General features: G+C 62.4%; 20 protein-coding genes and 2 pseudogenes. 15 read left to right on the forward strand and 7 right to left on the reverse strand.

What is annotated here, in order from left to right:
• Positions 1–138 precede the first annotated feature (138 nt).
• Entirely contained in the window at positions 139–444 is a 306-nt protein-coding gene (locus ACZ2G3_RS20255) for a hypothetical protein (RefSeq protein WP_470400126.1), read from the reverse strand.
• Between the two features lie 697 nt (positions 445–1,141).
• Between ACZ2G3_RS20255 and ACZ2G3_RS20260 the strand changes: the two genes are divergently transcribed.
• Positions 1,142–2,074: an IS5 family transposase gene (locus tag ACZ2G3_RS20260; RefSeq protein ID WP_470395316.1), complete on the forward strand. Its 933-nt coding sequence runs from the start codon at positions 1,142–1,144 to the stop codon at positions 2,072–2,074.
• 534 nt (positions 2,075–2,608) lie between these two features.
• On the opposite strand, the gene ACZ2G3_RS20265 is transcribed toward ACZ2G3_RS20260, so the two are convergent.
• The gene (locus ACZ2G3_RS20265; RefSeq protein ID WP_470400128.1) at positions 2,609–3,565 is read right to left on the reverse strand and encodes an IS630 family transposase; all 957 of its coding nucleotides are present in this window, start codon (positions 3,563–3,565) and stop codon (positions 2,609–2,611) included.
• 246 nt (positions 3,566–3,811) lie between these two features.
• A pseudogene (locus ACZ2G3_RS20270) lies at positions 3,812–4,242 on the reverse strand (DDE-type integrase/transposase/recombinase); the annotation flags it as partial.
• A gap of 317 nt (positions 4,243–4,559) precedes the next feature.
• Between ACZ2G3_RS20270 and ACZ2G3_RS20275 the strand changes: the two are divergent.
• Entirely contained in the window at positions 4,560–5,228 is a 669-nt protein-coding gene (locus ACZ2G3_RS20275) for a hypothetical protein (RefSeq protein WP_470400129.1), read from the forward strand.
• Between the two features lie 134 nt (positions 5,229–5,362).
• Here ACZ2G3_RS20275 and ACZ2G3_RS20280 read toward each other — a convergent pair whose 3' ends face one another.
• A complete protein-coding gene (locus ACZ2G3_RS20280; protein ID WP_470400131.1) occupies positions 5,363–6,379 on the reverse strand; it encodes a hypothetical protein in 1,017 nt (338 codons plus the stop codon).
• A gap of 15 nt (positions 6,380–6,394) precedes the next feature.
• On the opposite strand from ACZ2G3_RS20280, the gene ACZ2G3_RS20285 reads away from it, so the two are divergent.
• Together ACZ2G3_RS20285 and ACZ2G3_RS20290 are read left to right on the forward strand one after the other, a co-directional pair.
• On the forward strand, positions 6,395–6,766 hold the full coding sequence (locus ACZ2G3_RS20285; protein WP_470400133.1) for a hypothetical protein: 372 nt from the start codon (positions 6,395–6,397) through the stop codon (positions 6,764–6,766).
• Between the two features lie 180 nt (positions 6,767–6,946).
• A complete protein-coding gene (locus tag ACZ2G3_RS20290) occupies positions 6,947–7,150 on the forward strand; it encodes a hypothetical protein (protein ID WP_470400135.1) in 204 nt (67 codons plus the stop codon).
• Between the two features lie 425 nt (positions 7,151–7,575).
• Here the strand turns inward: ACZ2G3_RS20290 and ACZ2G3_RS20295 are convergent.
• A protein-coding gene (locus tag ACZ2G3_RS20295; protein ID WP_470400136.1) for an IS3 family transposase occupies positions 7,576–8,711 on the reverse strand; the annotation gives its coding sequence in 2 pieces (ribosomal slippage) (positions 7,576–8,459 and positions 8,459–8,711; 1,137 coding nt in all).
• Between the two features lie 62 nt (positions 8,712–8,773).
• Between ACZ2G3_RS20295 and ACZ2G3_RS20300 the strand changes: the two genes are divergently transcribed.
• The 3 genes and pseudogenes from ACZ2G3_RS20300 to ACZ2G3_RS20310 all read left to right on the forward strand — a co-directional run bounded on the left by ACZ2G3_RS20300 (position 8,774) and on the right by ACZ2G3_RS20310 (position 11,317).
• Positions 8,774–9,391: a TRAP transporter large permease subunit gene (locus ACZ2G3_RS20300; RefSeq protein ID WP_470400235.1), complete on the forward strand. Its 618-nt coding sequence runs from the start codon at positions 8,774–8,776 to the stop codon at positions 9,389–9,391.
• Positions 9,392–9,519: 128 nt separating this feature from the next.
• Positions 9,520–9,803 (forward strand): annotated as a pseudogene (locus tag ACZ2G3_RS20305) (IS30 family transposase); the annotation flags it as partial.
• Positions 9,804–9,964: 161 nt separating this feature from the next.
• The gene (locus tag ACZ2G3_RS20310; protein ID WP_470400138.1) at positions 9,965–11,317 is read left to right on the forward strand and encodes an MmgE/PrpD family protein; all 1,353 of its coding nucleotides are present in this window, start codon (positions 9,965–9,967) and stop codon (positions 11,315–11,317) included.
• Here the strand turns inward: ACZ2G3_RS20310 and ACZ2G3_RS20315 are convergent.
• Both ACZ2G3_RS20315 and ACZ2G3_RS20320 read right to left on the reverse strand, forming a co-directional pair.
• Positions 11,314–12,243, reverse strand: coding sequence for a LysR family transcriptional regulator (locus ACZ2G3_RS20315; protein ID WP_470400139.1), 930 nt, complete (start codon positions 12,241–12,243; stop codon positions 11,314–11,316). The genes ACZ2G3_RS20310 and ACZ2G3_RS20315 overlap by 4 nt on opposite strands.
• A 14-nt stretch (positions 12,244–12,257) precedes the next feature.
• Complete coding sequence (locus tag ACZ2G3_RS20320; RefSeq protein WP_470400140.1) at positions 12,258–13,382, reverse strand: zinc-dependent alcohol dehydrogenase family protein; 1,125 nt, start codon at positions 13,380–13,382, stop codon at positions 12,258–12,260.
• Positions 13,383–13,567: 185 nt separating this feature from the next.
• On the opposite strand from ACZ2G3_RS20320, the gene ACZ2G3_RS20325 reads away from it, so the two are divergent.
• From ACZ2G3_RS20325 to ACZ2G3_RS20360, 8 genes are all read left to right on the forward strand, one after another.
• Positions 13,568–14,569: a cyclase family protein gene (locus ACZ2G3_RS20325; RefSeq protein WP_470400141.1), complete on the forward strand. Its 1,002-nt coding sequence runs from the start codon at positions 13,568–13,570 to the stop codon at positions 14,567–14,569.
• 25 nt (positions 14,570–14,594) lie between these two features.
• The gene (locus ACZ2G3_RS20330) at positions 14,595–15,878 is read left to right on the forward strand and encodes an ABC transporter substrate-binding protein (RefSeq protein ID WP_470400143.1); all 1,284 of its coding nucleotides are present in this window, start codon (positions 14,595–14,597) and stop codon (positions 15,876–15,878) included.
• A gap of 64 nt (positions 15,879–15,942) precedes the next feature.
• The gene (locus tag ACZ2G3_RS20335; RefSeq protein WP_470400145.1) at positions 15,943–16,848 is read left to right on the forward strand and encodes a branched-chain amino acid ABC transporter permease; all 906 of its coding nucleotides are present in this window, start codon (positions 15,943–15,945) and stop codon (positions 16,846–16,848) included.
• A gap of 9 nt (positions 16,849–16,857) precedes the next feature.
• Complete coding sequence (locus ACZ2G3_RS20340; protein WP_470400147.1) at positions 16,858–17,856, forward strand: branched-chain amino acid ABC transporter permease; 999 nt, start codon at positions 16,858–16,860, stop codon at positions 17,854–17,856.
• Positions 17,853–18,608: an ABC transporter ATP-binding protein gene (locus tag ACZ2G3_RS20345; protein WP_470400149.1), complete on the forward strand. Its 756-nt coding sequence runs from the start codon at positions 17,853–17,855 to the stop codon at positions 18,606–18,608. Before ACZ2G3_RS20340 ends, ACZ2G3_RS20345 begins: the two co-directional genes overlap by 4 nt.
• Positions 18,608–19,288 carry an ABC transporter ATP-binding protein gene (locus ACZ2G3_RS20350; RefSeq protein WP_470400151.1) on the forward strand — a complete coding sequence of 227 codons (681 nt, stop codon included), beginning with the start codon at positions 18,608–18,610 and terminating at the stop codon, positions 19,286–19,288. Before ACZ2G3_RS20345 ends, ACZ2G3_RS20350 begins: the two co-directional genes overlap by 1 nt.
• A gap of 48 nt (positions 19,289–19,336) precedes the next feature.
• A complete protein-coding gene (locus ACZ2G3_RS20355) occupies positions 19,337–20,086 on the forward strand; it encodes an SDR family oxidoreductase (protein WP_470400153.1) in 750 nt (249 codons plus the stop codon).
• A gap of 43 nt (positions 20,087–20,129) precedes the next feature.
• Positions 20,130–20,828 carry a class I SAM-dependent methyltransferase gene (locus ACZ2G3_RS20360; protein WP_470400155.1) on the forward strand — a complete coding sequence of 233 codons (699 nt, stop codon included), beginning with the start codon at positions 20,130–20,132 and terminating at the stop codon, positions 20,826–20,828.
• Positions 20,829–20,843 lie beyond the last annotated feature (15 nt).

The following is a 20,843-nucleotide window of genomic DNA, read 5'->3' on the forward strand; positions in this document are numbered from 1 at the left end:
GTGTTATCGAGGCGCGGATGCTGCCCGAGTATGGGCTGTTCTTGTGGGTGGTGTAATTCAACTAGCGGTTGCATTGCTTGCGTTCCAGTTCCATCGAATCATCCCCAGATCAAAAACACGCGCCAATTGGAGTGTGGCCTACCGCCCGGCTTTTCTCCGACCGCGCTTCGTGGCAGCGAGGTCATTGGGGGGCTGTACAAATGATTGAGTCTGTAAGGCAGAACCGTGTGCTTCCCTGGCAGCGGGGCCAATTGATTGATGGTCTAGAAAGCCATTGCAATTGATAGAGCTGGTTTTTTTTCCGCGCTGCAGCGTCCTCTTCGTCGGGAAGGTCGAGGAGGGCTGGTCGGAGCGTTTTCCCAAGATAAGCATGCTCATGAGAAGCAAGAAGATGATCGCTGAGAAAGCGAGATAGGTGATGAGGCCGATCATCCAAACGGACATGGCGGGCATCCTTATCCTGGCTGCGACACAGAGGGTCAGGCGGCAGGCTACCTCAGACAACTCCTAATTCGCCTTATAGTTGCATTTTACAGGGCAGTCTTATTGCGGATGCTGGAGAGCGGAACTGTGCACCTTGTGGCTTGGGATCATGGTGAGAGGATAAGCTTGGCGTTGGGCGCTTGAGAGTGTTTCCCCCAGTAGAAAATGGCAGGCCGCCTAGAAGTTGACCCAAAGCATACGCTGACGCAGTGGCGGCGCAGCCTATACACGAACCGTGTCAGGCGATGGTTTGTGAGGGTCGTCGTCTGACCGCCAGCAGGGCAGCGCCCGCTTGACCCCTGCGCCTGCAGATCCTTCAGAAAAGAATGGACAGGCGGCCATATCTATCCCTGAGGTTGTGGAAAAGAAGACTGACTCTTCCGAAGGTAAGTGCGCTAGAGCGAACCAGGGCAGGAACAGGACGCAGGGGTTCGGGGTGTATATTTCGCGCACAGTCAGCCCTTTCCAGGCAGGTTGACCGAGTAACCTGCCTATGGCCCCCGGTCTTTGGCCGGGGGCCGCTTCTTTTTGCAGACCATTTGTCCGTAAATACAGATGACGTCCTATTCGACTTGGATCATTATGTCTGGACTCGACCTTGTTGCACATCTCAGTGAGGGGGATTCACTGAGCGCGTCCTGAGGGTTAGGTCGAGGGCATGCCGAAGCCTTCCCCGATCCGCTACTGCACGACGAACTGGTCAGACTACAATGCGGCGCTGCGCAAGCGCGGCTCGCTGTCGGTCTGGTTCGATCCCGAGACGGTCTGGCACGCCGACAAGACCGGCAAGCGCGGGCGACCCGAGACCTTCTCGGACGCTGCCATCCAGACCTGCTTGACCCTGAAAGTGCTTTTTGGGCTTCCGCTCCGGCAGACGGTCGGGCTGGTTGAAAGCCTGATCCAGATGGCGGGGCTTGATTGGCCGGTTCCGGACTATTCGACGCTGTGCCGCCGGCAGGCGCGGATCGCGGTGCAGGTCCCGTATCGCGCGTCCGGGCAGCCCCTGAACCTGTTGATCGACAGCACCGGTATCAAGTTCCGCGGGGACGGCGAGTGGCAGACCCGCAAACATGGCCCGTCACGCCGGAGGCAATGGAGAAAGGTCCACCTCGCCATGGACGCGGGCACCGGGGATGTGCGCGCGGTCGAGTTGACCTCGAGCCGCCAAGGCGACAGCCCGCTGCTGCCGGAGCTTCTGGCGCAGATCCCGCCGGAAGAGACGATCGGCACGGTCACCGCAGATGGTGCTTACGATACACGACGATGCCATGGCGCGATCATCGACCGAGGCGCGGATGCCGTCATACCGATCCGGCGCAATGGCCGCGCCTGGAAAGAAGACTGTCCCGCTGCTGCCGCGCGAAATGAGATCCTGCGGGCAACCAGGCGCTTGGGCCGGGCGCTCTGGAAGAAGTGGACCGGCTATCACGCCCGAAGTCGGGTCGAAGCTTTGATGAACTGCCTGAAGCTCTTCGGCGAGAGGATCATGTCACGAGACCCCGCCCGCCAGACCGCCGAAATCCAGATCCGCATCGCCATCATGAACCGCTTCTCGGCCCTTGGCAGGGCCGAGATCGAAGCAGTCCGCTGAAGAATGGCGGGAAAGGGGGCAGTTATGCTCGGGGCTGATTTGCGCAACATCGCCTCTGGACTCGCCAAAGTTCAGATGAAGGAGTCGGCCATTGGTGCAGGGATGGACGGCAGGTCGCGGGGATTCTTGTGAGACTTGCGGCAATCAGATGGATCCGATGGGCCCCAATAGTTGGGGGTGCCTGTCGTGCTACATGGCCAGCGGGCCTGACGGGCTCTTCCGATGGATATGTGATTGTGCAGTGGCCGAGCACGAGGCGCCAACCAACAACGTCCTTCCTTTTCGGCCCCGCGCGGCGCGGCATCGGTTGCCGCGACGAGCGCATCCAGACGTTCCCCAACCGCTCCAATCTTGAGCGGACAGCTGAGGCTCACCTGCCACATTAAGTTGTGGACAGCCGAATTAATGTATCCTTAAAGTTGTCAACAATAAGCCGATGGAAAAGCGGCCGATCAGAGCAGGTCTGCAGGTGAAGCGGACGCGCAGGAGGTCGACGCGCGGGTTGGTTATCCCCCTCTTTAGAGCGCGTTGCGTCTAATCGGTTTCATATCCGGCGGCTTTGAAGAAATTGTAGCATTCCTCATCGGTGAAAAGATCGCAGACCTGCCCGACAGCGTGCCAGAGAGCCTCGTAGGTTCGCGCGGCGGCTCTTCGGATCAGGGCCTTGAGCTTTGCGAAGGCCATCTCGATCGGGTTCAGATCTGGACTGTAGGGAGGCAAGAACAAGAACCACGCGCCAACGGCGCTCATAGTCGCCGCTGCCTTGGGGCTCTTGTGCGATGACAGGTTGTCCAGAATGATTACATCGCCGGGTCGCAGTGTCGGGGCCAGCTGGGTTTCGACGTAGAGCTCGAACAGTTCGCGGTTCATGGCACCGTCAATCACCCAGGGCGCATCCAGCCGGTCATGGCGCAGGGCGGCGATGAAGGTCTGGGTGTTCCAGTGGCCGAAGGGCGCATGGTCGACAAGGCGCGCGCCTTTTGGAGACCATCCGGTGGTCTTGGCCATGTTCGTCTTCAGCGACGTCTCGTCGATGAAACCGAGGCGCGTCAACGCGCTGCGCATGAACGGTTGGCGTCGTGTGATCCAGATATGGCGTGCCTGCCGGATCTCAGGCCGCTTCTGCTCGAGGGCTTGCAGGTCTTTTTTGTGTGTCAGCCCGAGGCCACGCAAAAACCGCCAAACCGAGACACGGTGAATGGCGATGCTGTGATGATCTGCAAGTTCGCCGACCAGGTCGTTCAGCGTCAGATCGGGCTTCGCCTTCATTCGCGAGGTGATCCAGTCCCCCACACCAACCAGTTTGCCATGACCACTACCATGGCCTTGAACACGCGGAGCTAACCCGCCCGTCTTGCGCTTCAGGATCACCATGTCGTTGACGAACTTCACCGAAACCCGGAACCGCGCAGCGGCTGAACGGTCAGAGTTCCCTTCCTCCACAAACGCCACAACGCGCTCTCGGAGTGCCATAGGATGCGGTCTGCCCATATCATCCCTCCACCTGTCATGCAGGCAGGGAATCACAGATCAAGCCACAGGGGTATCCTGAATCGGGAAAACCGCAACACGCTCTAAGGACGGTGAGGGCAGCAATCGGGCTGACCCTGTGTTTGCTATGGGAGAGACCACTTCTTGACGGCGGAGCCCGCTCGGGCAACCATCTTAAGGGCATCCAGTCGCTCGGATGCCACGTGATCTGACGCCTCAAGCAGCCATTTGCTCCTGACCTAGGACGTTATCAACCCTGATCGTCTTCGGTCGCCCGCGCCATTCGATGATCTGGTTCAAGGTGCGCACAACGCGCTCTGCAGGCAGCGAGAAGTCCACCTCGATGCCCAAGCCCTCGCGGTTGAAATCATCCAGGATGTTCAGAAGCCGGAAGGCTCGGCCGTCCCCAAGACGATCCGCCATGAAGTCCATGGACCAGACTTCGTTAGGCGCGTCCGGCACAGCCAGCTCATCTGGTTTCTCCCGCCTCAGGCGCTTGCGAGGCGTTCGCCATGGTCACTCGGACCAGTGGCGTTCCATGGCTCACTCCTCAGGTTCAGTTCCAGCTCACGATAGATCCGGTAGACGCGTTTGTGGTTCCAGCCATGGCCCTGCACATTCCGCAGATACAGGAAACATAGCCCAAAGCCCCAGGTCTTGTGCGCCCTTGTCAGCCGCCATCGAACCCTCGGTCGGTGGTGTCGGTGACAGCTTTGACAATGCGTAGCCGAGAGGATGTATGGCTTGCTCGGTAGTGGTATCAATGGCCTTGCCTGCATCGTCCTCCTCCAGCGCCAGCCAGCGACCGAGACACGTCTCCAGGTAGCACTGTCAGATGCACTCGATAGCCTGCAGATCAGCACTGAAAATGGTCTCAGCCACCCGAGTGATCGAGGTGTGCGGTGATTGAGCATCGGCCTCCGACGGGTACGAAGCGCCTGATTTGCAGATTTGCATCCACGCGCGCAAAGCCAGCAGACCGTGTTGTTTTTATATGATCATTCCGGCAGTGTTCGAAGCAACGGAGCGCTGGAGAGAGGTTGGGGATGTGACGGAAATAGCCGAGACGCGGGCTTACGACCGATTTTTGCAACACGCTGCGGAGCAGATGGCGGCGGTGTCGCCACTCCCTGATCTCGCAGTCACGGCTCAGGAGGCGGGAGTTTCGCTAGAGGAAGCGCGCGTTTGGTTTGCAGACGCCCATGCGCTGAGCTGCACAGTCGTCGAGCAGCAAATGATGCTCCTGACGGACCACCTGGCGCGTCGGGCGTGCGCCGCACCACCAGACGATACGATGGGACAGCTTCGTGCTTTGACCCATGCCTATGTAGAATGGTTCTTTGACAATCCCGTCGGCAGCCGCTTGCTGCTCAGTCCAGCCGCCATGGCAGTGCTTTCACAACATCAGGTGAGTCGGTATTCCTCAGCCATCTACGACCTTGCACAGTCGATGATGGAGCGTGCCCGTGATACCGGCCTCATCCGCGCGGAGATCGACATTCCGCAAGTGATGCTGACAATGCGCGCGTTGACACTAGGCATCGTCGTGCTTCAGGAGATGGACCATGCGCGGTTGTGGGGATCTCACGATGACCCGCGCGCGGCTCTGACAAGGGTTATGGACAGCTACTTCGAACTCGCCGTGGGGAAACCCGGTGCATGAGCTGGGGGCAAATTAACATTTTCGGCAAGCTCCTCGGACACCCGATCAAAGCCACCGCCACCTTATCGGCGACTGCATCATCTGCTGCAAGAAGGGGGCCGGCTTTTCGTCTCTTTCTTTGTCAGACTTAGCCTTTACAGGACGGCTCGGGCAACGCGGATCATCTGGAGAAGCTCGTAGTTGGAGTCGTTCAACTGCACGACCTGTCCGTTTACAACAGCGTAGTTTTCATTCTCCCCCAGCTGCGGCAGACGGTACAGGTTGACCAGTTCATCCTGTGTCAGGGCTGCCGTGGGGGCGATCGGCGTCTCTGCCGCAAGCTCAGGCACCTGTGCCATCTGGTTCACCAGAAGCAAGGCATTGTAGTCTTTCTGGTCGAGCAGGACAGGCAGCCCGTCTATCAGAGCATACCGCTGGCCATCGGGTGCGGGGTCAAGATCGAACAGCGCCGCAATCTGGTGAGATTGCAGCAGCAGAAGCTCAGGGTCCGCGTTGACCCCGGTTTCGGACCTGAGCCAGTCGTCGCGGCGCTCGACCCAGATGGCGTCGTAATCATCCTGATCATACGAGGCCCACTCGTCGTAGGTCACGCCTTTCTTGGCCAGACCGGGTGGGACGCAGGGGGGATCCTTCTTGGCAAGACCCGGGGGGCAATTGGTGTAGGTAATCAGCTCATCCTCAGGGATATCAGATATGAGCAGCTGAGGGGATGCCAAGGCCAAAGTTGTCGCGCCCAGCACGCGCTTCATGTCACGATCTGCGGGGGCCGGTGTGGAGACGAAGCGACTGAAAACCTCTTCGCGCTTTGCCGTGGTGAAGGCTCGGCGGCCATCGGTACCTTTGCCGTTCGTCTTGAGCTTCGGTCCTCCGGCATGTTCGGGCTTCCCGTTGCCTTTGGCGCCGCGCTCATCTCCCTTGCCTCCGCGGGCTTTCCCGTGGCCGGGGTTACCGTTGCTGGCAGTGCCATGACCCTTCTTGAGCGCCTTGTCATTACCGTGCCCATTGCCGTTGTTGCCTTGGGCCATCCAGATCTGTTCGCCTGGCGCCGTTCCGAAGCGTGCGATTTCGCCTTGTGTATGGATCGGGCCGGCAGCCAACGGTGTCGAAGTCAGAGAGAGCGCAACGGCGCTGCTGATAAAGAACTTGTTCATGTCAGAGCCCTTCGTTTGGAAAATCAACACGACGATCCAGCAACGCGTTCCCCCGGCTCTGGGCATCAACGACACAACACCTCGGGGCAACAAGTGATGCCTGAGGCCGGCTCAGGTCACTTTGCGTTGCAACGGGCTTCAAAAGCGGCCTTGATCTGCGATACGTCTTCCGTCTCTGGACGGTCAAAAGAGCGTATCAAACGTTTTCATCACAGCTTGATTTGGGATGAGGGAGCAACAGAGGGACAGCACCAGCTGACCAACCGCCTTTACAGCGTCACGACGCTGTTGCTGCTCCTGATGCGCCAGCAGGCCGCGAATACCACGTTCCCGGAGCGGCTGCACAGCATTATTGAGACACCGAGGCCAGAACAGAAAGGGCAATAGGTTCCCTGAGAACTGGAAGACGCGGTCTGCGTGGAGCTGTGTTTCCTGCCGCTTGAGGTTGTTGACGTGTAGCCGGCATTGGGCGTTAGGACTCGCACCCAACGGGAACTAACGCACGTTTAGGTTGTGCATGTGCGGGAGGTGGGGATATGTTCCTTCTGAAGTTTTGGAGAAAAAGCTATGGCCTTGGAACCCAGAGCGACCGACGATTTGGTGCGCATTGCGCAGGCATCAAAAGAGACGGCGCGGCTGGTTTTTTATGGGTTGGGAAGCCGCGAGACAGACGACCTGGTGCGCATCTTCATAGCCGGGAAAGGTGCGGTCCAGTTCCGTGATGATCAATCGAGCAATTTTATAGCGACCTATGAGGCAGCCTATGTTTGAAGTTGGGAAAGCCTATGAGTTCACCTTCTTGACGGCTACAGAGGACGGGCTTTCTGAAGTGTATGGGCGAAGGTGGATTATCCATGCGGTAGAAGGCAGTTTGCTGCACCTTCGTTCGCCTGCCGATGACTCTTCTGCCTCCGCCGAGATCATGTTCCCTGCGCATGAGGAAAACATGATTCTCAACACCGCTTCCCCCTTCTTTCACCGCGCCCCGCAAATGCCTGGGCTACCGAACACCCACCGAAGCGTTTCAAGATGAGCTGATAAGATTGGAGGCACCATGACAAGCCCTGCCCCGCAGGACTGGTGCATTCAGAATGGAGCCTGCAAACCAAAGTAGGATTGTCGCGAACTGGCAAAGTTGATTTGTCGCCTCTGCCCTGAAGGCTGACGCTGCGCTAAGCTCTGGCATGGGTTTCATGTTAGGCAGCGGCTTTCAGGTTCTGGTTGGCGGTATCATGGGCCTCAGCTGGCGTCAGCAACCCATGCGATGAGTGCGGACGTTTTTTGTTGTAATAGCTGATCCAGGCGCCGATCCCCCTGCGGGCTTCGGACCCGGTCTCGAAGGCGTTCAGGTAGACGCATTCGTATTTGAGGGAACGCCACAGCCTTTCGATCATCCGGTTGTCGATCCAGCGACCGCGGCCATCCATGGAGATCTTCACCTTTGCATCCAGCAGCACCTCGGTGAACTCGGTGCTGGTAAATTGCGAACCTTGATCGGAGTTGCAGATCTCGGGCGCACCATATCGGGACAGCGCCTCCTTCAGGGCCTCAACGCAAAAGCTCGTGTCCATGGAATTCGACAGCCGCCAGCTGAGCACCTTGCGGCTGTGCCAGTCCATGATGGCCACCAGGTAAAGAAACCCCCGGCGCATGGGGATGTAACTGATGTCGGTGCACCAGACCTGATTGGGGCGGGTGATGGCCAGGCCTTTTAGAAGGTACGGATAAGTCTTGTGCTCTGGATGCTTCGTGCTGGTCCTCGGCTCCTGGTAGATCGGCACAAGACGCATGAGCTTCATCAGCCGACGGACCCGATGGCGCCCACATCGATGCCCCTCTCGCTGCATATGGCGGGCCATTTGCCGCGAGCCATACCATGGCGTCTCGAGGAACTGCCGGTCGATGATGGCCATGAACTTCAGGTTCTCGGCGATTTCTCCGCGTGGCTGGTAATAAAGGCCGGAGCGCGCCAGTGACAACAGGCTGCATTGCCGCCGGACGCTGAGATCAGGGGGATCCTGCTTCACCGCTTTTTGCCTCCAGTCCCGAGGATGAGACTGGAGGCTGCGGACAAAAAATCCCGCTCCACAACCAACTGGCCGATCTTGGCATGCAGCTTCTCAACTTCCTGATCGGAAATAGCCGACTCGGCAGCGTTCTTGCCGTCAAAGGCCGAGGCCATGTTCAGGATCGCGGTTCTCTTCCAGCCCGTGATCATGGTGGGATGAATGTCATACTTCTTGGCCAGCTCGGCCGTTGTCAGTTCCTCGCGGATGGCTTCCAGAGCCACCTTCGCCTTAAACTCGGCCGAATAGCGCTTCCGTTTCGTCATGCGGATCGGTCCTTCGTCAATCGCCAAAGCTTAGCAACTGGTCCGAATTCCTGCGACCACCTCTGCTGCCGGTGGTGGTGCTGGGCGGAATCTATTCGGGGCTTTTCACGCCGACCGAGGCCGCCTCGATCGCCGCACTCTACGCCCTGGTCTTCATGGTGCTGCGGGGACCGCTGCAACGGCGCACGGTGCCCGAGGCCTTCGTGCGCGCGGCGGTCAGCGCAGCCGCGATCCTGTTCATCATCGGCTTCACCACGATCTTCAATCGTGCCTTGACCCTGGAGCAGGTGCCGCAGGCTATCGCCGCCTTCGCGACGACCGTTACCCATAACCCGCTGCTGTTCTTGCTGATGGTGAACCTAGCGCTGCTATTGGTCGGCATGGTGATGGAGACCAGCGCTGCCGTCTTGCTGATGGGCCCGCTGCTGGCACCCGCTGCCGTGCAATATGGGATCGATCCGGTCCATTTCGGCATCATTCTGGTCGTCAATATTGAGATCGGCCTGCTGACCCCGCCCTTGGCTGCAAATCTTTATGTGGCGGCGCTGACAAACCGCGTCCCTATCTTGTCGCTTCTCCGACACGTCCCCTGGTTCCTCCTAGCCTGCCTGACCTGCTTGGCGTTGATCACCTACATCCCGCAACTCTCGTTGTGGTACCGTCTGTTGCCGGGATCATAAGTTCTGCTCGGAGGCCATGCACGGGTCAATAAGACAAGCCGTGTCCTCTCCCCCGTCAGCGCCTGCCTCAGCAAAAAGGCCGATCATGTACTAAGACAGAAACTGGTCCGCGCGATCAGGGTGGGTCAGAGGAAAGGCACCGCGGGTGGCATGAGACGATCTACAGAAGCTTCCATGTCCAGACCCGCGTGTTTTCGAAGAAGGAACTGCAGGATTGCCTCCGCAGCGCTCGTGCGATGCAGCGCACTAGGCACGCAACGCAGAACGGGTTGAAACCGCGCAAGATCAAGAACGCAGCCCCGATCATGGAGCGCCCGACCGAGTTCAAAGATCCCGCCGTGGCAAAGCACTAGGAGGGGGACCTGACCGTGGGCGCCGACAACAGCATATCGCTGCACTGGTTGAACGGCATTGCCTTTCAAGAGCCAGCTGCCGCGAGGCCTGCATGGCTTGTGTCAGAACAAGCGTCTATGTCTCGCCTCAGAAAAAGCTATTTCCGGATGGTCTGCCTTGGGGAAATGATCTCAGAACGCGCGACAGTATAGTCGCAGAAACCACCATGGCAGCACACCGATGACAGAAGACAGCCCACTTGATTTCCTCGTTGCGCTGGCCAGCTTGCCATACGAGCAACTGCCCGCTAAGCCGCTGCGGCTGGCGCGGCAGTCCTTGTTCGATTGGTTGATTTGCGGCCTAGCAGGTAAGAACGAGCCGGTCGCACAGATCATTCGTACTTATGCAGAGGCGGAAAGCGGGCCGTTGGCATGTGCAAGTCTGTTCGGGGGCGATATGGCCTCGCCTCGGCTTGCGGCTTTATCGAATGGCACAATCTCTCACGCTCTCGATTTTGATGACACGCATTTCGACCATGTAGGCCATCTTTCAGTCGGGATCTTTCCGGCGGTGCTGGCGCTGGCGGAAAAAGACGACCTCAGCGTTGCGCAGATGTCGAGCGCCTTCCTGGTCGGAGCGGAGGGCGCCATCAGGCTCGGGATGGTGCTTGGCGTTAGCCACTACAATTGCGGCTTCCACCAGACAGCTACCGCAGGAGCCTTCGGCGCCACTATGGCTGCAGGACGAATTGCCGGTCTCGATGCGGAGGCGCAGCTTCGCGCCCTTAGCCTTTGTGCGACCTTTGCCTCGGGGCTGAAGTCACAATTTGGGACCATGGGAAAGCCCCTGAACGCTGGTCTTGCCGCTGCCAACGGGATCGAAGCGGTCCGGCTTGCGCAGGTGGGTTTCAGCACGGCAAGGGACGGTGTCTTCGGGCCGCAAGGATTCGTCGAGACCCATACCAACAACCCCGATCTGTCCGCACTACGGTCTGACGTGACAAACTTGAGCGACTTTTCATTCCGTTTCCTGAGCAACCGCTACAAGTTTCACGCCTGCTGCCACGGCCTACACGCCATGATCGAGGGCTTACTTGACCTGCGGGCCCGTCATTCCTTCACGGCAGACAATGTTGCGCGGCTGGAGCTGCGAACCGCGCCGCGCTGGTTGCGGGTCTGCGATGTGAAACGCCCGGCGACTGGACTGGAGGTCAAGTTCAGCTACGTCTGGCTCGCGGGAATGGTAATTTCGGATCGCGCGACCGGCGACGACCGCACCTATACCGACGTGCTGGCCGCCGATGCCGGCCTTTCAGATTTCGCCGCGCGAGTCGAGGTTCTGGGCGATGCGAGCGTCGGCGATCAGCAGGCAGAGGGGACCGTCTTCCTGCGCGACGGCCGGTCCCTGCCCTTCCGGCACGACCTCGCCCACCCGATTCCGGCCGAAGCACTGCGCGACAGGCTGCGCCAGAAGGCCCGCGCGGTTCTGCGCGATGAGGCCGGCCCGCTTCTAGAGCTTGCCGACGGGATCTACGACGCGCCCGAGACAGTCTCCGCAAGGCAGCTTGGCGCGCTGATCCGCAGGCGCGGCTAGACCAGCTGCGCCTCCCAGATGCCGCGCTGCACAAGCTCGCGGGACACGTCCAGCGTCACCTGCTCGACCGAGCGGCAGGCACGTGTCATCACCCGCGCCGGGTTCGACACGAGATAGACGGGACGCAGCATCGTTGGCTGCACGATCGGCGCGCGCAGCAGCTCGCCACGCCGCACATAGTCCTGCGCCGCCACCGGGGCGAAGATCGTATAGCCCGAGCCCCGTGCGACCAGCTCCTTGATTTGCGTCATCGCGTCCATCTCGATCACCACGTTCAGGGTGACGCCATGCTTCTGACAATAGCTCTCGATGGTCTGGCGAAGCCCGCGCGAGGTCAGGATCATGTCGAGGTCCTGGAGATCGCGCAGGGCAACCGGGGCACCAGGTGGCGTCTGCAAGGGCCAAGCGTCGGGGGCCGAATAGAAGAACAGCTCTTCGTCCATCACATGGGTCGCGCGTAAACTTTCGGCGTCCGTCAGATCATAGAGGAAGCCGATATCGACCGTGCCGTCCTTGATCCAGTTCTTGATGTAGCCGCTCATCGCCTCGGCGGCGCGCAGCCGCACCTCGGGCAGTTCCAGGCGCACCGTCTCGGCCAAGGGGACCGACAGCACCATCGAGCACGAGGGCGGCATTCCGAAGCCGACCTTGCCGCGGATCACGCCCCCCAGCTCGCGCATGTCCGCCACGCAGCGGTCGAGGCTGTCGCAGATCCGCCGGGCATGTTCGACCAGAACGTGGCCCTCCTGCGTCAGCAGCGAGCCCCGCGGCGAGCGATCGACCAGCTTCAGCCCCAGCTCTTCTTCCATCCGCTGAATGTGCTGGGACAATGAGGGCTGGGCGACACCGACGGCCACCGCCGCGGCCGAGATCGAGCGCGCCTCGGCGATGGCCAAAAAGTAGCGAAGCTGCCGGATGTCCACCATGCCGCGCCGATCGCTCAGTCGAATTCCACGATCTGTCGGATCGCGCTGCCATCGTCCAACCGGTCCATGGCGCGGTTGATCTCGGCCAGCTTCAGCCGGTGCGTCAGCATCTTGTCGACCGGCAGCTTGCCCTGCGCGTGAAGGGCGAACATGCGCGGCAGGTCGCGTTGCGGCACGCAGGAGCCGATGTAACTGCCGCGCAGCGTCCGTTCCTCGGCGACAAGCTGCAAGGCGTTCAGCGGCATCCTCGCGTCGGGATGCGGCAGGCCCGCCGTCACGGTCAGCCCCCCCCGGCAAGTGCAGCCCCAAGCCGTCTCCAGCGCCTGCACCGAACCGGCAACCTCGATGGCGACGTCGACGCCGCCCTGCGTCAGCTCGCGCACCGCCTCGATCGTGTGCGGGTCGGCCTTGACCGCCTTCGTCGCGCCCATCTCCAGCGCCGCCTGCAGCTTTGCACCGAACGGGTCGACGGCGATGATCTCGCCCGCACCCGCCGCCGCCGCGCCGAGAATGGCCGACAGTCCGACGCCCCCCAGCCCGAAGACCGCGACCTTGCTGCCCGGCGTCACTTTGGCCGTATTAAAGACCGCGCCCGCCCCGGTCAGCATCGCGCAGGAGAACAGCGCCGAGAGATGCGGCGGAAGGTCGGCCTCGACCTTGACCAGCGACGGGCGGGCCAGCACCGCATGGGTGGCAAAGGCCGAAACGCCGACATGGTGGTGCACGGGGCGGCCGTCCATCGACAGCCGCCGATGACCAGTCATCAGTTCGCCCTTGCCGTGATGGGCGGCGGCGCGGGTGCACAGGGCCGGCCGGCCCTCGGCGCACATCAGGCAGTTGCCGCAACCCGGCGCGAAGATGCACACGACATGATCGCCCGGAACCAGGTCCAGAACCCCTGCCCCGACCTCTTCGACAAAGCCTGAGGCCTCGTGCCCCAGAACCATCGGCACCGGCCGCGGCCGCGTTCCGTTGATCACCGACAGGTCCGAATGGCACACCCCTGCCGCCGCGACCCGGATCAACACCTCCCCCGGTCCCGGAAGGTCAAGGGTGACAGTACGGACAGTCAGCGCCCGCGCCTGCTCGAAGCCGTGCTCGATCCCGCCGCGTTCAAGTACGGCTGCCGTGATCTCCATGAAGTTCTCCCCCCTGTCGCGTGACACCACCATGTGGCGGCGTGCAGAGTAGCGGCATCATCCCCGTGCGACACGTTACACGGTGCAGTGATAAGATAAAGCTATGACCGGAATCGCCAGACCATATTGGTCGCACCCTCCCCCGGCGCGTAGCCTTTTCTTGTCTCAAGCTCTGGGAGGAAGCTATGAGGATTCTGACATCTTTGGAAAAATCCGCGGCGCGGCCCGGCCTGTTCACGTTTGCGTTTGGTGCAGCCGCGCTGGCCTTGCCTGCCGCGCCGATGGCGCAGCAGGCCGAAGAGGCGCCCGCCTGGACGCAATCGCGATGGGGCGCCGATGACCAGCTGGGCGCGGCCAATCACATGACGCCTGACCGCACCAAGGAGGCCGCTGCGCTGGTGACCGAGGGCAAGGTCTACAGCCTCGGCATCGTGGTCGGGCCGGACACCCCGGCCTTTCCGCCGCGCAGCATGTCGGTAACCGTACTCCAACCCGGGCAGAACGGCAATTCGGGTCTGGGCGAGAATGCCTTCACCTACAACGACGACATCTTCATGGGCTGGCTTGGGATCGGTCCGCAGATCGACGGCCTGGGCCATTCGGGCGAGGACCACGTCTATTACGGCGGTCGCCGCTACGGCGATTTTGCTCCGGCCTCGGGACTGACCGAACTAGGGCTGGACAAGCTTCCGGGCTTGGTCGGGCGCGGCGTGCTGCTGGACATGACCCGCCATTTCGACACCGACATGGTCGAAGAAGGCGTCGCCTATACCGCCGATGACGTCCGCGCGGCAGCCGAGGCGCAAGGTGTCGAGATCCGCGAGGGGGACGTGGTGCTGTTCCACTCGAACTGGCTGAACCTGCTGGACGGCGAGACCGCCGATCCCGCGCGTTACGCCGCGGCCGAGCCCGGACTGGGCGTCACCGGCGCCGAATATCTGGCCGAGATCGGCGTGATGGCCGTCGGCGCCGACACGTGGGGCATGGAGGTCGTTCCCGCGGAAACCGAAGGCGAGGCGTTCCGCGCCCACCAGATCCTGCAGGCGCATAACGGCATCTACATCCTGGAGAACATGGACACGCGTGAACTGGCCGCCGATGGCGTCAACGAGTTCATGTTCGTGCTGGGCCAGGCACGGGTCAAGGGCGCGGTGCAGATGATGATCAACCCGATCGCCATCCGCTGAGCGACATCATCCAAAGGAGGACAGAATGAAACGCTTTCTAGCCACGACCGCACTCTGCGCGATGCTGCCGCTTTCCGCGTTCGCGCAGGACAAGCCATTCGAGTTGCAGGTCGGGATGACGACCTTCCTCACAGGTCCCGCCTCGGTCTTCGGGGTTCCGGCGCGTGAGGGCATGGAGATCCTCGTGCGCAAGCTGAACGAGGACGGCGGGATCAACGGCGTGCCCGTCCGCGTGACCTACATCGACGAGGGTGCGGGCGCCGAGGCGCTGACCAGCGAGTTCCGTCGCGTCGCCGCCGAGGCCGAGGTGATGATGGCCTCGATCTCGTCGGGCAACTGCCAGACCCTCGCGCCGCTGGCGGAGGATCTGCAGGTGCCCAACCTGATGTGGGATTGCGGCACGCAGCGCATCTTTGAAGAAGCGGATTATGACTACGTCTTCCGCACCCAGGCCAACGCCACCGCCGAGATGATGGCCACGGTGCTCTATCTGCTCGAGACCAAGCCCGACTTCCAGACCATCGCGGTCGTGAACCAGGACTATGCCTGGGGCCGCGACAGCTGGGACATCTTCTCGAACGCGCTGCGCGTGCTCAAACCCGATGCCCAGATCGTGGGCGAGTTCTTCCCCGCCTTCGGCGCGCCGGACTACTCGGCCGAGATCTCGCGCCTGCAGGCGCTGTCGCCGGACGTGATCCTGTCCACCTCGTGGGGCGGCGATCTGGACACGTTCGTGCAGCAGGCGTTCCAGCGCGGGCTGATGAACAACACAACCTTCGTGCTGCCGCTGGCGGAAAGCTCGCTCGAACGGCTCGGCTCCAGCCTGCCCGCCGGACATATCGTCGGCGCACGCGGGGACCACTACTTCCTGCATCCCGAGCAGCGCGACGACGAGGACTTCCAGGCCTTCATCACCGAGTTCCGCGAAACCACGGGCAGCATCCCGATCTATTCAGTCTTCCACGCGGCGCAGGCACTGGAGGCGATGAAATCGGCCTACGAGAAGGCCATCGACGAAAACGACGTCGAGTGGCCGACCGAAGAGCAGCTTCTGGCCGCCTTCGAGGAGCTCGAGTTCCAAGCCTTCGGCCGCCCGATCACGCTGCGCGAGGACAATCAGGGCGTCGAGGCGCAGCTGCTGGGAACCAGCGTGCAGGCTGGCGAATATCCCTTCGCCACGCTTGAGGACATCCGCATCTACGACGGCGCGCAGCTTCTGCCGCCGGTGGGTGAGAACTCGCTGGACTGGATCAAGGGGCTCGACGCGTCTTACCTCGAGAACATCGAGTCGGACAGCTTCGAGAACTGAGTAAGGCAGTAACCGGGGCCCGCAATGCCGGGCCCCCGCTTGTCTTCACGGAAGGGACCCGTCGATGAACCTTACCATTTTCCTGCTGGCACTGTTCGACGGCATTTCCTATGCGGCTTTGATCTTCATCGTGGCGCTCGGGCTGACGCTGATCTTCGGCGTCATGCGCATCCTGAACGTGGCCCACGGCTCGCTCTACGCGATCGGGGCCTATGCGACGGCTTCGCTGACAGCCTGGTTCCTCGCGCTCGGATTTGCCCCGATCTTAGCCTTTCCGTTGATGATCGTCTCGGCGGTGCTGGTGGGCGTCCTCCTGGGCGGACCGATCGAGTGGCTGCTGCTGCGCCGCATCTACAACAAGCCTGAGGTGCTGCAATTGCTGGTAACGTTTGCGGTCTTCATGATCCTTGAGGACGTGCAGCGCCTTGTCTGGGGCACCCAGCCGTATTTCCAGGCCAGCGCCCTGCAGGCGCTTGGAAATGTCACCGTCTTCGGCGTGACCTACACGGTCTACCAGCTGATCCTGCTGCCAGTGGTCGCGCTGGTCCTCTTGCTGGGGCTGCGCATCTTCCTGCGCCACACGATCATCGGCAAGCTCATCCTCGCCACGACCGAGGACCGCGAAGCCGCTCAGTCCATCGGCATCGACGCGGACAAGGTTTTCCTGTTCACCTTCATCGTCGGCGCCATCCTGGCCGGGTTGGGCGGCGCCTTGGCCTCGCCCACCACCTCGATCCTGCCGGGAATGGGGGCGAACATGATCGTGCTGTCCTTTGCCGTCATCGCCACGGCTGGTCTGGGCCAGATCGAGGGGGCCGCGGTGGCCGCGCTGATGATCGGGCTGGGCCGTTCCTACGCCGTCTACCTTTGGCCCGAGGTCGCGGTCTTGGTGCCCTATCTGATCATGGTGCTGGTCCTGCTGGTGCGGCCCGAGGGGCTGTTCGGCAGCCCTGTCGCCCGCAAGATCTAAGGAGAGGACATGAGCCTTCGCGAAACCCGGACCGAAATGTCCGCCTCGCCCGGCCTGTCGCCGCGCACCATCCTGACGGCGCTTGCCGTCCTTGCCCTTGTCGCGGTGCCTCTGCTGGCGCCCCAGCTTCAGCTGCTGATCAATCTGGCTCTCGCTAAAGGATTGGCCGTTCTGGGCGTGACGGTGATCCTGCGCGCCGGGCAGGTCTCGTTCGGTCACGCGCTGTTCTTCGGCATCTCGGCCTATGCCGGGGCGTTCCTCGTCACCGCCATGCCGGGGGCCGATCTGGTCCTGGTGCTGCTGGCGGGCGCATTAGGCGCGGCGCTGTCGGGTGTGCTGGTGGGACTGTTCGTAGTGCGATATCGCGGCATCTTTTTCGGGATGCTGAACCTCGCCTTCTCGATGATCTTCTGGTCGATCCTCGAGAAGTTCTACCACTATACCGGCGGCGCCGACGGCATCCGGCTGACGCGGCCCTCGGTTCTGGGCCAGCAGCTCGGCCGCTCGGAGTTCGAGCTGGTCCTGTTCTATCTGGCGCTGGCGCTGGTCGTCGGCTGCGGATGGTTCACGCTGCGCTGGCTCGCCTCTCCGGCGGGGCAGCTGTTCCAGACGCTGAAAACGAACGAGACGCGGCTGGAATATCTGGGCCTGTCGCCGCGCCGGGTGCTGCTGTCGGGCTACGTGCTGTCGGCGGTGCTCTGCGGGCTGGGCGGATCGCTGATGGGCATGACGCAGGGCGTGGTGACGCCCGAATATGTCTGGTGGGTGCGCTCGGCCGAGATGGTCTTCATCGCGGTGCTGGGCGGCGCGGGCTCGGTCCGCGGTGCTTTCATTGGCGCGCTGATCTACGAGATGGTGCGGATCTACGCCTCGGCCTTCGCCGCAGATATCTGGCAGCTGCTGCTGGGCGTGTTCCTGCTGATCATCATTCTCTTCGCGCCGGGGGGCATCATGGGCATCTTCGACCGGCTGATCGGCCGGCATCGCGACGGAGGAACTCGGGCATGACTGCGGCGCCGCTTCTGGAAACCCGCGATCTGACCATCAAGTTCGGCGGCATCACCGCAGCCGACAAGGTCAGCGTCCGCATCGACGCCGGGCGCAACTTGGCCATCATCGGCCCCAACGGCGCCGGCAAGACGACCTTCCTGAACATCTGCACGGGCTGGATCAAGCCCAGCTCGGGCAAGGTCTTCTTCGAGGGCGAGGACGTCACACCGCTGCCGCCGCGCAAGATCGTGAAGCGCGGCGTCGCCCGCGCCTTTCAGATCCCGCAGCTCTTCACAGAGCACACCGCGCTCGAGAACCTGCTGATCTCGGCCTCGGCCCGCGAGGGGCTGCGCAATCCGCTGCGGCCCATGCACCGGATCGCGCAGCGCGACGAGATGATGAACCTGCTCGAGATGGTGAACTGCGCCGATGTCGCGAACCGCCCCGTGGTCGAGCTGTCCGAGGGCCAGCGCAAGCTTATCGACATCGCCGTGGCGCTGGCGCTGAAGCCCCGGCTTCTGCTCCTGGACGAGCCGACATCCGGCGTTGCCTCGTCGGAAAAGCACAAGGTGATGGAGATCCTGATTGCCGCCCTGGCCAAGGCGCAGGTGACATCGGTCTTCGTCGAGCATGACATGGGCATCGTCAGTCGCCACGCCGACGAGGTCGCGGTCTGGAACACGGGCAAGGTGCAGCTGCGCGGCACACCCCATGAGGTTCTCGCCCATCCCGATGTCATCCGCGACGTGATCGGAGAGGAGATCGCCTGATGCTGGAATTCCGGAGTGTCCGCGCCTCGATCGGCATCATCGAAATCCTGCGCGATCTCGACTTTCGGGTCGACGCCTCGGACACCTTGGCCCTGATCGGCCGCAACGGGGCGGGCAAGACGACGCTTCTGCGCAGCATCATGGGCTTCACCCGTGTCACCGGCGAGATTCGTTTCGATGGCACGCGGCTGGACAACGTGCCCCCGCCCAAGCGCCCCGGTCTCGGGATCGGGTACTCGCCAGAGGACCGGCGCCTGTTCTCGGCCTTCACGGTTGAGGAGAACATCCTGCTGCCGGCCCAGGCCGCGCGGATCGACGGCGCCGAGACGCGTCGGCGCCTCGCCCGCGTCTACGAGATCCTGCCCGAGCTGCGCGATATGGCCGCCAGGCCAGCAGGCAACGTTTCGGGCGGACAGGGCAAGATGGTCGCCCTGGGCCGCGCGCTGATGTCGGGCACGCGGCTGGTCATGCTGGACGAGCCCTTCCAAGGCCTCGCCCCGGCACTGGCGCAGCGATACGCGGCCGCACTGCGGGCCCTGCGCGATGCCGACAAGACCATCACGCTGATCATCACCGAGTCCAACCCGGCGCTCCTGCGCGGCTTCGCGAACCGGACCTTGGTCATCGAACGCGGCGAGGTCAGCGAGGGCTCGCTGGAGCCGGCCGGCACCGGGGCCTGAGCGCTCCCGGGGCAGCTGGCGCAACCCATGACAAGGAAGGAGGCGAACATGCGCCTGAACGGAAAGACGGCAATGGTGACCGGGGCGGCCTCGGGGTTCGGCAAGGGGATCGCCGAAACCTATATCCGCGAGGGGGCCAAGGTCGCGGTGGTGGACCTGAACGGCGACGGCGCGGACCGCGTCGCCCGCGAGTTGGGGGAAAACGCGATCGCCGTCACCTGCGACGTCTCGAACGGCGATCAGGTCCAGGCCGCCGTCCACCGGACGGTGGAAGCCTTCGGGCGCCTCGACATCGTGGTCAACAATGCCGGCTGGACCAATCCCAATCGTCCCCTGATGGAAACGGACGAGGCGACCTTCCGAAAGATCTACGACATCAACGTCCTGTCGATCTTCCACATGACCAAATCCTGCGTGCAGGTCTGGCGCCAGCAGGGCGGCGGGGTGATGCTGAATGTCGGCTCGACGGCCGGCATCCGGCCGCGCCCCGGCCTGACCTGGTACAATTCGTCGAAAGGGGCGGTGAACCTGATGACCCGCTCGCTGGCCGTGGAACTTGCCCCTGACAAGATCCGCGTCTGCGGCATCGCGCCCGTGATGGGCGTGACCGGCCTGCTGGAGCAGTTCATGGGCATGCCCGACACGCCCGAGAACCGCGCGAAGTTCATCGCCACCATCCCGCTCGGCCGCCTGTCGGAGCCCAAGGACATCGCGAATGCGGCGCTCTATCTCGGTTCGGACGAGGCCGAATTCATCACCGGCGTCATTCTGGAGGTAGACGGCGGCCGCACGATCTGAGGCCGCGTCAGAAGGCTCTGACGTCAAGCGAGATAAAGAGGCGATGCGCGAGGACGGTCCGTCGCAGGCAGCACCGCAGGGCCCTGGCCCCGAAACTGTGGGTCCAGAGGCGCTGGTCGAGGCAATCCTGCAGGTCCTTGCCGCCGAGCGTGTGCGGCGGGTTCTGGACCTCGGCTGCGGGCGCGGGGATCTGTCCGCAAAGCTGGTACGTCGGGGTTACGCCGTGACCGGCGTCGATCCCGACCTGGCCGCCATCGACCTGGCCCGTCGCCGCGTGCCGGGTCCGACCTTCTACTCAGCGCCAGCCACGCGCATCCCCTGCAAGGCGGCAAGCTTCGGTGCGGTCATTCTTCCGAATGCGGCCGGCGTGCTGCACCAAGCTGAAGCGCAACTGGAGATCGGCCGCGTCCTGCGGCGGCACGGCGTGCTGATCGCCGTGACGCCCTTGGCGGAAAGTTCATCGTTCCCGGCGCTCAGCGCAGAAGCAGCGACCAGCCAGACGATGCCAGACGGGATGCAGGAGCAATGGACCTGCCTGCGGTCCGAGAGGTTCGATGTTCTGCACATTTTTGCCAGTATCGGCGCGCTTCACGCACATCTGCGGCAGAGCCACCACATCACCGGCGACACCCTTGCTGCGGATCGGAAAGAAATCGTCGCCGCGCTACAGCCCGAACTGGCCTCGCCAGGCTCTATTGCATTGCGCCAGCCCTATGCGCTGCGCGTCCTGCGCAAGATCTGACGGGGAAGCCCGCCT

It is taken from the genome of Paracoccus sp. KKT209, assembly GCF_055635455.1.

What these genes read in the sequence shown, in the direction of transcription:
- ACZ2G3_RS20265 (WP_470400128.1), bottom strand. Translation starts at nt 3,565, where the DNA reads ATGGGCAGACCGCATCCTATGGCACTCCGAGAGCGCGTTGTGGCGTTT.
- ACZ2G3_RS20260 (WP_470395316.1), top strand. Translation starts at nt 1,142, where the DNA reads ATGCCGAAGCCTTCCCCGATCCGCTACTGCACGACGAACTGGTCAGAC.
- ACZ2G3_RS20280 (WP_470400131.1), bottom strand. Translation starts at nt 6,379, where the DNA reads ATGAACAAGTTCTTTATCAGCAGCGCCGTTGCGCTCTCTCTGACTTCG.
- ACZ2G3_RS20350 (WP_470400151.1), top strand. Translation starts at nt 18,608, where the DNA reads ATGCTGGAATTCCGGAGTGTCCGCGCCTCGATCGGCATCATCGAAATC.
- ACZ2G3_RS20320 (WP_470400140.1), bottom strand. Translation starts at nt 13,382, where the DNA reads ATGGAGATCACGGCAGCCGTACTTGAACGCGGCGGGATCGAGCACGGC.
- ACZ2G3_RS20325 (WP_470400141.1), top strand. Translation starts at nt 13,568, where the DNA reads ATGAGGATTCTGACATCTTTGGAAAAATCCGCGGCGCGGCCCGGCCTG.
- ACZ2G3_RS20315 (WP_470400139.1), bottom strand. Translation starts at nt 12,243, where the DNA reads ATGGTGGACATCCGGCAGCTTCGCTACTTTTTGGCCATCGCCGAGGCG.
- ACZ2G3_RS20345 (WP_470400149.1), top strand. Translation starts at nt 17,853, where the DNA reads ATGACTGCGGCGCCGCTTCTGGAAACCCGCGATCTGACCATCAAGTTC.
- ACZ2G3_RS20310 (WP_470400138.1), top strand. Translation starts at nt 9,965, where the DNA reads ATGACAGAAGACAGCCCACTTGATTTCCTCGTTGCGCTGGCCAGCTTG.
- ACZ2G3_RS20290 (WP_470400135.1), top strand. Translation starts at nt 6,947, where the DNA reads ATGGCCTTGGAACCCAGAGCGACCGACGATTTGGTGCGCATTGCGCAG.
- ACZ2G3_RS20335 (WP_470400145.1), top strand. Translation starts at nt 15,943, where the DNA reads ATGAACCTTACCATTTTCCTGCTGGCACTGTTCGACGGCATTTCCTAT.
- ACZ2G3_RS20355 (WP_470400153.1), top strand. Translation starts at nt 19,337, where the DNA reads ATGCGCCTGAACGGAAAGACGGCAATGGTGACCGGGGCGGCCTCGGGG.
- ACZ2G3_RS20330 (WP_470400143.1), top strand. Translation starts at nt 14,595, where the DNA reads ATGAAACGCTTTCTAGCCACGACCGCACTCTGCGCGATGCTGCCGCTT.
- ACZ2G3_RS20275 (WP_470400129.1), top strand. Translation starts at nt 4,560, where the DNA reads ATGATCATTCCGGCAGTGTTCGAAGCAACGGAGCGCTGGAGAGAGGTT.
- ACZ2G3_RS20255 (WP_470400126.1), bottom strand. Translation starts at nt 444, where the DNA reads ATGTCCGTTTGGATGATCGGCCTCATCACCTATCTCGCTTTCTCAGCG.
- ACZ2G3_RS20340 (WP_470400147.1), top strand. Translation starts at nt 16,858, where the DNA reads ATGAGCCTTCGCGAAACCCGGACCGAAATGTCCGCCTCGCCCGGCCTG.
- ACZ2G3_RS20360 (WP_470400155.1), top strand. Translation starts at nt 20,130, where the DNA reads ATGCGCGAGGACGGTCCGTCGCAGGCAGCACCGCAGGGCCCTGGCCCC.